At 72.7% G+C, this 12,392-nt stretch carries 8 protein-coding genes; 3 read left to right on the top strand and 5 right to left on the bottom strand.

Annotated elements, in window-relative coordinates:
- The first annotated feature begins 276 nt into the window (after positions 1-276).
- Positions 277-1,194 carry a GNAT family N-acetyltransferase gene (locus OG689_RS26550; RefSeq protein ID WP_266323382.1) on the top strand — a complete coding sequence of 306 codons (918 nt, stop codon included), beginning with the start codon at positions 277-279 and terminating at the stop codon, positions 1,192-1,194.
- Here the strand turns inward: OG689_RS26550 and OG689_RS26555 are convergent.
- A complete protein-coding gene (locus OG689_RS26555; protein ID WP_266323383.1) occupies positions 1,170-2,519 on the bottom strand; it encodes an HAD-IA family hydrolase in 1,350 nt (449 codons plus the stop codon). The genes OG689_RS26550 and OG689_RS26555 overlap by 25 nt on opposite strands.
- Positions 2,520-3,578: 1,059 nt before the next feature.
- Between OG689_RS26555 and OG689_RS26560 the strand changes: the two genes are divergently transcribed.
- Positions 3,579-4,040, top strand: coding sequence for a universal stress protein (locus OG689_RS26560; protein WP_266327449.1), 462 nt, complete (start codon positions 3,579-3,581; stop codon positions 4,038-4,040).
- A gap of 159 nt (positions 4,041-4,199) precedes the next feature.
- Here the strand turns inward: OG689_RS26560 and OG689_RS26565 are convergent, their stop codons facing one another.
- From OG689_RS26565 to OG689_RS26580, 4 genes are all read right to left on the bottom strand, one after another.
- Entirely contained in the window at positions 4,200-5,390 is a 1,191-nt protein-coding gene (locus OG689_RS26565; RefSeq protein ID WP_266323384.1) for an acyl-CoA dehydrogenase family protein, read from the bottom strand.
- 149 nt (positions 5,391-5,539) lie between these two features.
- On the bottom strand, positions 5,540-6,493 hold the full coding sequence (locus OG689_RS26570) for a hydroxymethylglutaryl-CoA lyase (protein WP_266327451.1): 954 nt from the start codon (positions 6,491-6,493) through the stop codon (positions 5,540-5,542).
- A 26-nt stretch (positions 6,494-6,519) separates the two neighbouring features.
- Complete coding sequence (locus OG689_RS26575) at positions 6,520-8,871, bottom strand: biotin carboxylase N-terminal domain-containing protein (RefSeq protein WP_266323385.1); 2,352 nt, start codon at positions 8,869-8,871, stop codon at positions 6,520-6,522.
- A gap of 108 nt (positions 8,872-8,979) precedes the next feature.
- Entirely contained in the window at positions 8,980-10,761 is a 1,782-nt protein-coding gene (locus OG689_RS26580; protein ID WP_266323386.1) for a carboxyl transferase domain-containing protein, read from the bottom strand.
- Positions 10,762-10,892: 131 nt separating this feature from the next.
- On the opposite strand from OG689_RS26580, the gene OG689_RS26585 reads away from it, so the two are divergent.
- Entirely contained in the window at positions 10,893-11,558 is a 666-nt protein-coding gene (locus OG689_RS26585) for a TetR/AcrR family transcriptional regulator (RefSeq protein ID WP_266323387.1), read from the top strand.
- The last annotated feature ends 834 nt before the right edge of the window (positions 11,559-12,392 follow it).

Genomic DNA, 12,392 nt, shown 5'->3' on the forward strand with positions numbered 1-12,392 from the left:
GAAGCGTGGCACCCGTCGAGCCTTCTGGGAAGGGGGCGGTTGCAGCGGTGGCTTGTTGTCGCACGACCTTTTCGGGGGTGGCGGCCCCTGCCGGGCCCGGCCGGCCGCCGTGGGCTGCGACTTTGCCCAAGAGGGGTCGATCGGCACAAGATTGACCGAAAATAGGCGGTGCACACGAGGGGCGCGCACAGTAGAAGTGTGCGCCCGTCCGACCCCCTCGGCACAGTGCCGAAGGGGTCGGGGCGCCCGTCGCGCCCGTCCGGTTATGGTCCAGCGGTGGAGACGTACAGCCGCCTCGAACAGGCCAACGACAACGCAGCCGAATTCTGGCTCGCCCAGGCCCGCGTGCACGCCTGGCAGCACCTCGACCGACCCGGCTTCACCGCCGTCCGGTGTGGCCGGACCACCACCGACGCCCACCGCGTCGTGGTCACCCGGCCCTACGAAGAACCGGTCGGACTGGAGGAGGAGTTGGAACAGCTGCTGCGGACTTGGGACACGACCCGGCTCTGCCTGGAGGACCCGTACGGGCGGTTGGATCTCTCCCGCTTCGGCTGCGTGCACGGCCTCGGCATGGCGGTGATGACCCGCGAGCCGGCCTCCGTCCCGAGTGGAGTCGCCGGTGTCCGTGGCGCGGTTGCTCCTGACCGTGCTGATGATTGCGGTGGTACTCGTGGTGTCCGTGGTGTCAGTGATGTTCAAGGTGCGAGCGGGCTTGGTGGGACGGAAGCCGGTTCCGCATCCGGCTGGGGTGGACGGCGGCGTTACGGGAGCGAACTGACGGTCGATGAGGCGCGCGACGGCGAGGGGCTGGCGGCGGTGGAACGGACCGTGGTCGAGGCCTTCCCCGTCCCGGAGCACCAGCCGTTGACCAGGGGCCGGATGCTGCCGGAAGGCCTGCTCGGCGAGCCGGGCATCCGGGCCTGGCGGGCCCGGGTGGAGGGCCAGGACGCCGGTGCCTGCCTGACGTACGACAACGGTGAGACGGTCGGGGTGTACTGGGTGGCCACCCTTCCCGCCCACCGCTCCCAGGGGGTGGCCCGCGCGCTGCTGATGACGGCGCTGGCCGCGCACCCGGACAGGCCGGCGACGCTGGTGGCCACCCTGCTCGCCGAGCCCCTCTACCGGAAGCTCGGCTTCGTGGAGCACGGTGTCACCCGGTGGTGGGGCTACCCGGCGGCGCCCGAGGCGTAGCCCACCGAGGGCTCGAAGAGACGCGGACCGACGTCGGCATGCCTGCCCGCCGCCCGGGCGGACCTGGGCGGCCGAGGCACGGGAGAGACGGTAGGGGAGCCGACGGGAGTAGGCGCTGAAGTGGCCGAGCCGACTGAGTCGGTGGAGCCATCCGGGCCACCCGGGCCACCCGGGCCGACCGAACCGACCGCACCGACTGCACCGACCGGACTCGCTGCGCCGATCGAGTTGCCGGAGGCGGCCGGAACGGGCGCTGCGCCGCCGGATGAGGGCCCGACGGTGCTGGATCCGGTCAGGACGACCGGCATCGGCGGGCCGAGGACGGGCAGGGCCGCGACGACTGCGGCCGGGGTCGTGCCGCTGGACGTGGTCGGATGGGCGATGGGTACGGCAAAGCGGGTACGCGGCCTCGGCCGTGCTCCGGCCGCCGCTTCGCTGCGCGGGGTACGGCTGGTCCCGGCCGCGACACCGGTCGCTGCAGCCGGCCGGTTTCGGACAGTGGCAGGCCCGGGGGCGCTCGGCGCGTTGGGTGCCTCCAATTCCTTGGCGAGCGGAGTGAGCGCTGGGTCCACGGCCGTCCGGGCCGCCGCAGACGTCCTCGGTCCGGCGCCGGGTCGCCCGACCGGTCGACCGCCGGCCCGGGCACTCGGCGCGTCGGCGGCACTCAGGATCAGCCCGACGGCCTCGGGGAGGCCTCGTGCGCTGAGCGTCGGACGGTACCCGGGCTCCGACCAGGGCCGGCCGTGGTGCAGCCACACACTGCGCAGGCCGGCCAGCTCGGCGCCCGCGATGTCGGCGGGGGCGTGGTCGCCGACCATCCAGGTGTCCGAGGCCCAGTCGCCGGTGGGTGCCACGCCGCAGCGGTGAGCGGCGATTTCGAAGATCAGCGGATCCGGTTTGAGGCACTGGGCCTCCTCGGAGATGACCCAGCCGTCCACCAGCGGGCCGAGCCCGGTGTTCCGGATCTTCTCCAACTGCGGGCGGGTGCCGCCGTTGCTGACGATCCCCAGCGTCCAGCCGGCGGCGCGAGCCGCGCGGAGGGCATCCACGTGCCGGGTGGGGCAGTGGATGTGGGAGTTGATGCCGCGTCGGTAGTGGGCGAGCAGGTAGTCGAGGGAGTGGTCCAGCCCGTAGCGACGCCGGGCCGCTGACAGTACGGTGCTCCGCGGCACGTACCCGCCGCCGTCGATGGTCGCGAGCCAGTCGAGCTCGGCGGGGGGCAGCCCCAGTTCGGTCAGGAAGTCGTGGGCCCAGGCCCTGAAGGCCGCGTCCCGCGGCAGCAGGGTGTTGTCGAGGTCGAACAGGAGCAGCGGCATGTTCTGCATGCTGCCAGTGCAGCTGGGTATGCACGTGGCAATTGCCAACTGCCGTCGCGAACTGGTGTGAATTGGCTGAAACAGGAACATTTGCCCTTGGGTCGGGCTGAACGTGGGCGGCGCGGATCGCCTGGCCCGGGGTGGGTGCCGTTGCGGGCCCGGTGCCAGGAGGTGAGGGGCGGGGAGTGCACTGTCCGGCGGGAGCGGTGCGCCGGGTGTCGTTCCGCTGTCATGGCCGCGGGTGGCGGATGCCGGATGCCGGATGCCGGAGACCGGATGTCTGCTGTCGGGCGTCCGGCGAAGGCCGTTCGGTGAAGGCCGTTCGGTGAAGGCAAGGGGTGCCGGCCGCTGCTGATCGGCCCCCGTGGGGACCGTTCGGGCACATCGGAAGGAACGGATGGTGGATGCGGACGTGAGGGGGCGGAGCGCACCGGGTGCGTCGACCGCGGATCGGTGGGTCGGGTGGAAGCTACCGCTCTATGACAGTCCGGTCACGGTGTGTGCCCGGCCTGTTGCGTAGCCGGGACTCCTCAGTCAAGCTCCAGGGAACCTCTTTCCGTACGAGGGTGCGAACGCCTGCGCAAAGGGGCGCTGGGTGGTGCTGGTGCGCCCCCTCCATTAGCGGGAACGTGGTCGTTCAGGAGCTCTGCCGCTGGGCCGGACTCCTCAGCCGTCGTACTCTGAAAGGAACAGGTCACATACGGTGGTGCTCGGCACAGTCCGATGTCGTGCCGTGGGCGGGCCTGCTGCCTGGGCAGCGTTGTCCTCCCTTGTCGGCCCATCTCATGCGAAGAGCTTTGAGCCATGGCTGGTTTTGACACTTCCCCACCCACCGAAGCGGACGATGCCGCGCGCCCGGTCGGCGGCTCCAGCGCCGCTGGCGGCCCCGGTGGCCCGGAGGGCGGACTGCTTCCCCCCGCCCGGCCACGGGATGTCGTGCGCCGCGGTTGGCCGAGGCCCCGCCAGCGGCGCGAGGACAACCGGGACCGTGCGGAGCGAGCAGTGACCGAACGTATCGGACCGGACGCCGACCGTTCGGGCGTCCCGGACACGGCCGGCAGCGCCGGCCTGCCGCTGTCCCAGGACGAGGCCGTACGCCCCTGCGACCCCGTTTTCCAGCATGGTGTGGTGGTGGGCTTCGACGGGTCGCTGTCGAGCGAGCGCGCGCTCGCCTACGCGGTCGGGATGGCCCGCCGCTCGCAGTGCGGTCTGGTGATCGTCCATGTGGCGAACCGGCTGCCGGCCACCGTCTGGGCCGGGTGTGAACCTCCTGTCTTCGTCGACCTGCCGGACCACCGGACGGAGGTCATCGGCCTGGAACTGGCGTGCGCGGACTTTCTTTCCGGTGTGCCGTGGATCCTGGTGGAGCGCGGGGGCGACATCTGTCACGAGATCGAGGAGGTCGGCCGGGAGTACGCGGCCGACGCGATCGTCGTCGGCAGCACGCACGGCCTGTTGGGGAAGATCTTCGGTTCGGTGTCGGGCAGGCTGGCGCGCCGGGCCAACCGGCCGGTCATTGTCATTCCTTGACGCGTCTTCAGTGTTCGGTCGGTGGCCGACCTGAGGGGGTCGGCCACCGACCTGTCAGCGTCTTAGTGCTCGGACGGTCGGAGTTGACGCCGCCGAGGCGGCCCGGAAGGGGCGGGCCCGGTGCCAGGGCGCCTCGGCGGGGCGGACGGTGGGGCTGCGTCAGGGAGTCATGCCGAGCTCGCGGGCGATGAGCATGCGCTGGACCTCCGAGGTGCCTTCGCCGATTTCGAGGATCTTGCAGTCACGCCAGAAGCGCGCGACCGGGAATTCGTTCATGAAGCCGTAGCCGCCGTGGATCTGGGTGGCTTCCCGGGCGTTGTCGACAGCGGCCTCCGAGGAGTACAGCTTCGCGATGGCTGCCTCCTTCTTGAACGGTTCGGAGTGCAGCAGCCGGGAGGCGGCGTCCCGCCAGGCCAGGCGGGAGGTGTGGGCGCGCATCTCCATGTCGGCGAGCTTGAACTGGATGACCTGGTTGGCACCGATCGGGCGGCCGAAGGCCCGGCGGGTGGCGGCGTAGGTGAGCGACTGGTCGACGCATCCCTGGGCCAGGCCGGTGGCCAGGGCGGCGATGGCGATGCGGCCCTCGTCGAGGATCCGCAGGAACTGGGCGTAGCCGCGGCCGCGCTCGCCCAGCAGGTTGGCCGCGGGGACGCGGCAGTCGGTGAAGGACAGTTCACGGGTGTCGGACGCGTTCCATCCGACCTTGGAGTACTTCTTCGAAACCTGGAAGCCCGGTGTTCCGGTGGGCACGATGATGGAGGAGATCTCCCGCTGAGGCGAGAGCTTTCCGCCGTCTTCACTCGAACGAGCGATCGGTTCGGTGAGCGCGGTGACCGTGACCAGGCCGGTGATCTCGGTACCGGAGTTGGTGATGAAGCACTTGGTGCCGTTGATCACCCACTCGTCGGTGGCCTCGTCGTAGCGGGCCGTGGTGCGGGTGGCACCGGCGTCGGAGCCACCCTCGGGCTCGGTCAGGCCGAAGGCGCCGAGGAGTTCGCCGGAGGTCAGCCGGGGCAGCCACTCGCGCTTCTGCTCCTCCGTGCCGTACCGGTAGATCGGCATCGCGCCCAGCGACACGGCCGCCTCCAGGGTGATCGCCACCGAGGAGTCGACCCGGGCGAGCTCCTCCAGGGCGAGGCCGAGGGCGAAGTAGTCGCCGCCCATGCCGCCGTACTCCTCGGGGAAGGGCAGGCCGAACAGGCCGAGCCGGCCCATCTCCTTGACGATCTCGTACGGGAACTCGCCCTGCTCGTAGAACTCCCCGATCTTGGGGGCGACCACGTCCTGGGCGAATTCGGCGACGGTGCGGCGCAGTTCCTCGTACTCGGAATCCAGCCGGTGATCGAGCATGGTGATCCTCCTGGGGCCCGGCCGGGGTGGCCGCGGGCGTGAGTGGATGGCCGGCGCCGGCCGATGATGTGACCGGCGTACCGGGTCGGGCGGGGAGCCGGCCGGTCGTGGGACCGGGCCGGCTCCGGGGTGGCGGAGGCGGGCCGGGGTCAGGCCCGGCCCCCGGCGAGTGCCTGGACGGCGCGGGAAGGGCTGGGGCGGCCGAGCCGGTCGGCCATCCAGGCGCTGGCCTCGACCAGTGCGCGGAGGTCGACGCCGGTCCGGATGCCGAGGCCGTGGAGCATCCAGACCAGGTCCTCGGTGGCGAGGTTGCCGGTGGCGCTCTTCGCGTAGGGGCAGCCGCCGAGGCCGCCCGCCGAGGCGTCCACGGTGGTGATCCCAGCGCGCAGCGCGGCCAGCGTGTTGCTCAGCGCCTGGCCGTAGGTGTCGTGGAAGTGCACGGCGAGCCGGCCGGCCGGCACGCCGGCCCGGGCGAAGCCGTCCAGCAGGGCGCCGACCTGGCCCGGGGTGGCCACGCCGATGGTGTCACCGAGGCTCAGCTCCTCGCAGCCCATCTCCAGCAGGCGGACCCCGAAGCCGATCACCTGCTCGGGCGGGACCGGCCCCTCCCACGGGTCGCCGAAGCACATCGACAGGTAGCCGCGTACGCGCAGCCCGGCCTCGGTGGCCCGTCGGACCACCGGCTCGAACATCGCCATCGCCTCGTCGGCGGACCGGTTGAGGTTGCGCCGGGCGAAGGTCTCGGTGGCGCTGGCGAACACCGCGATGTCGCCGACGCCGTGGACCAGTGCGCGTTCGAGACCGCGCTCGTTGGGGACCAGGACCGGTAGCCGCAGGCCCGGGTGACGGGCCGGCAGGTCGGCGAGCCGGGGCACCAGCTCCTCCGCGTCGGCGAGCTGCGGCACCCATTTCGGGTGGACGAAGCTGGTCGCCTCGACGGTCCGCAGGCCGGCCGCGGCCAGCCGGGCGATGAATTCGGCCTTCACCTCGACCGGGACCAGCGTGTTCTCGTTCTGCAGTCCGTCGCGCGGACCCACCTCGTGGATGCGGACCTCGGCGGGCAGGGCCGGGTCCGGCACCGGGGCGGGCAGGCCGAGGTCCAGTGCGTCGGGCTCGCGCGCAGGGGCGGTCACGAGGTCACCCCGACGGGGGCGGGCGCCGCGGCGTCGTCCGGGGTGACGACGACGAGGAGTTCCTCCATCGCCACCGTCGCACCGGCGACGGCGCGCAGTTCGCTCACCGTGCCGTCGTGCGGTGCGGCGATCACGTGTTCCATCTTCATCGCCTCCAGCACGAGCAGGGCTTGGCCCCGGCGGACCTGCTCGCCGGCCGAGGTCTTGACCACCGTGACGGTGCCGGGCATCGGGGCGGTCAGCGCGCCGTGGTGGGCGCCGCCGGCGGCGGACCGGTCCCCCACCGGGTCGTACGGGTGCAGGGCCCAGGCGTCGCCGTCGATTCCGAGCCAGGTCACCGGTCCGGCGGCGGGCTGGCCCGACGGATTGTCGGTGGCGTGTGCGAACGTCGTCCGCAAGCCGTCGACCGTGAGGTGCAGTCGCCGGCCGGACTGTGTGGCCCGAACCTGCTGGACGGGCCCGTCGCCGATACGAATGTGCAGGTCAGGCGTACTGCCTGAAGGATTGTCAGTGGCCTCGGCTACGTTGCTGGCAGTGACAGGTCGTACGCTCACCGACACCGGGTCCTGGCCGGGGACCCGGAGCCGGTGGGTGGTCCAGGCGGTCTCGCCGCCGAGGCGCCAGCCGGACGGAAGGGAGAACGGGTCGGTCCAGCCGTCGTGGGACGTCGGCGGGGTGAGTTCCAACTGCCGGGCCAGGGCGGCCGCGTAGTAGAGGAGGTGCGTCGGCGGTACGGAGGGCGTGGCGCCCGGGTGGGCGACCGTCCCGAGGTCCGCGGCGGCATCGGCGCCGGTCGTGCCGGTCGAGGGTGCAGTGCCGGAGGGGGGCACTGCAGCTGAGGCGGCGCCCGGGGCCAGATCGCCGTCGGTAGCGGCGGGTTCGGCCGCGGCACCGGCCGGGGAGTACGGAGAGGCCAGCAGCACGGGGTTCTGCTGGGCCGTCTGTTCGACCAGGCCGGTGTCGAGGCGGCCCGCGACGACATCGGGGTGTGCGAGAAGTCGTCGCAGGAAGCCGGTGTTGGTGGTCACGCCGAGGATCCGGGTGTCCGCGAGCGCGCTGCGCAGCCGGCGCAGGGCGGTCGGGCGGTCGGGTCCGTACGCGATCACCTTGGCCAGCATGGGGTCGTAGGCGCTGGCGATCTCGGTGCCCGGGGCGACGCCCGAGTCGACCCGGATGCCCTCGCCCTGAGGTTCCTCCAGGAGCAGGATGCGGCCGCCGGTCGGCAGGAAGTCCCGCTCCGGGTCCTCCGCGCAGATTCGGGCCTCGATGGCGTGGCCCAGGAAGGAGATGTCCGACTGGTCGAACGGGAGGTTCTCGCCGGCGGCGATCCGCAGTTGCCACTCGACCAGGTCCAGCCGCCGCGGGTCCGCGCTGTCGCGGCCCACGACGATCGCCAGTTCCGTGACGGGGTGTTCCACCTGGAGCCGGGTGTTCATCTCCATGAAGAAGAAGTCCAGGACGCCGGCGGGCGGCTCGTCGGCGGTCGGGTCGAGGCCGGGAACGATGAATTCGACGGTGCCGGCCCCGGTGTAGCCGCAGGCCTCGGCGGCCCGGACGGCTGCCGCGCCCATCGCGGCGCGCGTCTCGGGGTTGAGCAGGACGGAGGGTGCCTCTTCGATCAGCTTCTGGTGGCGGCGCTGCAGGCTGCACTCGCGCTCGCCGAGGTGGACGGTGCGGCCGTGGGCGTCGGCCAGCACCTGCACCTCGATGTGTCGCGGCCGGTCGATCCAGCGCTCCAGCAGCAGGGTGTCGTCGCCGAAGGCGGTGCGGGCCACCCGGCGGGCGGCCTCGATCTCGGCCGGCAGGTCGGCCGGGTCCCGGACCAGCCGCATGCCCTTGCCGCCACCGCCGGCGGAGGGCTTCAGCAGCACGGGGTAGCCGATCGCGTCCGCCGCAGCGGTGAGTTCGGCGTCACTGGGAGCGGTGTCCTGGCTGCCGGGTACCACCGGCACCCCGGCGGTGCGGACCGCCTCCTTGGCATTGATCTTGTCCCCCATCAGCTCGACGGCCGTGGGAGGAGGGCCGATGAAGGCCAGGCCGGCGTCGGCGCAGGCACGGGCGAAGGAGGCGTTCTCGGCGAGGAAGCCGTAGCCGGGGTGGACGGCCTGGGCACCGGTGCGGCGGGCCGCCGCCAGGATCTGGTCCGTCCGCAGGTAGGTTTCGGCGGCCGAGCTGTCGCTGCGGTCGGGCGGCCCGAGCCGCACGGCGACATCGGCCTCGCGGACGTGCGGCGCGTCGGCGTCCGCATCGCTGAACACGGCGACCGAGCGTACGCCGAGCCGCCTGAGGGTGCGGATCACCCGAACGGCGATCTCGCCACGGTTGGCGACCAGAACTGTGTCGAACATGGGAGGGGTTCCTCCGGGTCGAGGGGGCCGTACGAGGAGGGTGGAGGAGCGGGACGGGCGGGCCGGCCCGGTGGGCGCGGGCCGACCGCCGGCCGGCTCAGGTCCGGCTCACATCCGGAAGACGCCGTACGGTCCGGGGGCGGGCAGCGGCGCGTTGGAGCAGGCGGTCAGTGCGAGGCCGAGCACGGTCCGGGTGTCCATCGGGTCGATGACCCCGTCGTCCCAGAGCCGGGCCGTGGCGTAGTACGCGTTGCCCTGCCGCTCGTACTGCTCGCGAACGGGCCGCTTGAACTCCTCCTCGGCCTCGGCGGCCCACGGCTCGCCGCCCTGCGCCTCCACCTGGTCGCGGCGCACCGTGGCCAGCACCGAGGCGGCCTGCTCGCCGCCCATCACCGAGATCTTGGCCCCGGGCCACATCCAGAGGAAGCGGGGTGAGTACGCCCGGCCGCACATCGAGTAGTTGCCGGCGCCGTAGGAGCCGCCGATCACCACGGTGAGCTTGGGTACCCGGGTGCAGGCGACGGCGTTGACCATCTTGGCGCCGTGCTTGGCGATGCCGCCGGCCTCGTACTGCCGGCCGACCATGAAGCCGGTGATGTTCTGCAGGAAGAGGAGGGGGATGCCGCGCTGGTCGCACAGTTCGATGAAGTGGGCGCCCTTCAGGGCGGACTCCGAGAACAGCACGCCGTTGTTGGCGACGATGCCGACCGGGTGGCCGTGGATCCGGGCGAAGCCGGTCACCAGGGTGGCACCGTACTCGGCCTTGAACTCGGCGAAGCGGCTCCCGTCGACCAGCCGGGCGATCACCTCGCGCACGTCGTACGGCGTGCGCGGGTCCACCGGCACGGCTCCGTAGAGTCCGGCCGGGTCAACCGCGGGCGGTTCGGCGGGGGAGAGCGGCCAGGGCCGGGCCGCCCGGGGGCCGAGACCGGCCACGATGGTCCGCACGATGGAGAGCGCGTGGGCGTCGTCCTCGGCCAGGTGGTCCGTCACGCCCGAGGTGCGGGAGTGCAGGTCGCCGCCGCCCAGTTCCTCGGCGGTGACCACTTCGCCGGTCGCCGCTTTCACCAGCGGCGGGCCGCCCAGGAAGATGGTGCCCTGTTCGCGGACGATCACCGCCTGGTCGCTCATCGCCGGGACGTACGCGCCGCCGGCGGTGCACGAGCCGAGCACGGCCGCGATCTGCGGGATCCCGGCGGCGGAGAGCCGCGCCTGGTTGTAGAAGATCCGGCCGAAGTGGTCCCGGTCCGGGAAGACCTCGTCCTGCATGGGGAGGAAGGCCCCGCCGGAGTCGACCAGGTAGATGCAGGGCAGCCGGTTCTCCAGCGCCACTTCCTGGGCCCGCAGGTGCTTCTTCACCGTCATCGGGTAGTACGTGCCGCCCTTGACGGTGGCGTCGTTGGCCACCACGACGACCTCGCGCCCGGCGACCCGGCCGATGCCCGCGATGACGCCGGCGGCCGGCGCGGCCCCGTCGTACATGCCGTCGGCGGCCAGGGGGGCCAGCTCCAGGAAGGGCGAGCCCGGGTCGAGCAGGGTGTCCACCCGGTCACGGGGGAGCAGCTTGCCGCGTGCGGTGTGGCGGGCGCGGGCCTTGGCCCCGCCGCCGAGCGCCGCGGTGGCGAGCTTGTCGCGCAGCTCGGCGACCAGCGCCCGATGGGCGGTGGCGTTGGACCGGAAGGCATCCGAGCCGGGGTCGGCGGCGCTGGCGAGCCGGGGGGCCGGAGCCGCGGCTGCGCCCGCTCCACCGGTGCCGGCGAAGGCACCGGTACCGCCCGTACTGCCTGCGCCGCCGGGTCCGCCCGACGGCGCCATGGATGGGCGCGGCGCCGGGCCGACGTTCGGGCTGCCGAATACGCCGGTCGATGCACCGACGGTTGAGAAGACCATCCCAAGAGCTCCCTTGCCCCCGGAACCAGGTGGGCGGCGGGCAGGGTGAGCCGCGCCGCCCCCAAGTTAATGAGCGTTAACTCCAGCAGTCAGGTTAACGCTCGATAACCCGACTGTCTACGATGGGCAGCATGTCGAACGTCCCAGCCACCTCCGCGCTCCCACGCCGTGACCAGATCCGCAAGGAAGCGGCACGGCTGTTCGCCGCCCGGGGATTCCTCGGGGTGGGCGTGGACGAGATCGGCAAGGCGGTCGGGATCAGCGGCCCCGGTCTCTACCGCCACTTCCCGGGCAAGGACGCGATGCTCGCGGACCTGCTGGTCGGCATCAGTGAGCGGCTGCTGGAGGAGGGCCGCCGCCGGGCGGGGGACCACGTGGGCGAGGGTGGCGATGCCCAGGGGGCCCAGGATGCCCTGGATGCCCTGATCAGTGGACATGTCGACTTTGCGCTCGACGATCGCGACCTGATCACGCTCCACGACCGTGAACTGCTGCACCTCAAGGAGGAGGACCGCCGCCGGGTCCGGCGGCTGCAGCGCGGCTACCTCGAACTCTGGGTGGATGCCGTCCGGCGGGCCTTCCCGGCGCTGGCCGGTCCCGCCGAGGAGCCGGTGGCCCGGGCGGCCGTGCACGCGGTCTTCGGGCTGCTCAACTCCACCCCGCACAGCCTCGGTCCGAACGTGGCCCAGGGCGAATGGGCGGGCCTGCCCCGCGACAGCATGGCGGCACTGCTGCACAGCCTCGCCCAGGGGGCCTTCGCGGCCGCCGCCGGATCGGCGGGCAAGTCCGGCGCCTGAGGCCCGGGGCAGCCCGGCCGATCCGCCGGAACGGCGGTAGGTGTGAGCGGTAGGAGGCGCCCGGGCGACCGGTGCCCCGGCGGGTCGCAGTCGCCCGTACGGCCCTCAATCACAGGGCTCCCGCCGCACCCCGGGGCCCGCTGTCGCTGGGCCGCCGGGCGACCGGTGCCCCCACCCCGCCGGCGCTCGCCGCGCCCTGACCGCAGGGAGGGGCGTCCTCGCGGTCGCGCCTTCCGGCCGGCCGATCGCATCCATGCCTGCCGCCGACGTTCCCATGACCTGGTACCGCTCTGCGTACGGTGGGATGTGCGATGCGCCGGTGGGCAGTCGGCGTGCAGCCGGCGGGCGCCGGGTTGCGTCGGGCCGTTTCTCCGCTCGGGTGGGGTCGGCCCGGGCGGGAGTCCTAGGACCATGGGCGGCCACGTCGGGGCCGTCGGTCCGGTGTGCGTCCCGGCGCGCATCGTTCAGGCTGGTGGGAAACCCGGTGAAGGAATCAGCGGCGCCCGGCGACTGTTGGTGCGTCCGTCGGCCCGACGGGCCTGGTCGGCCTGCCGGGACTCCGGACCGGCCGAATCTGCTTGGACGGCCACGCGACTGAATGGTTAGTATCCCTAAATATGTCTGACACTCACGGATCTACGGCGGAGCTACCCCGGGGCGGCAGCAGGCAAGGCGGCCGCGCCGCCGATTCGGCGGCCCGGACGTCCGCGGCCCCGGCTTTGCCGGCGCCGACCTCGACCGACCCGGCATCCGCAGGTTCAGGCCCGACCGGGCCCGCTTCCACCGAGCCCGGCAGTCGCGGGCCCGAGGGTGCCGGACCGGAGTCGGCGACGT

The sequence above is a fragment of the Kitasatospora sp. NBC_00240 genome (assembly GCF_026342405.1).
In the GTDB taxonomy this organism is placed as follows: Bacteria; Actinomycetota; Actinomycetes; order Streptomycetales; family Streptomycetaceae; genus Kitasatospora.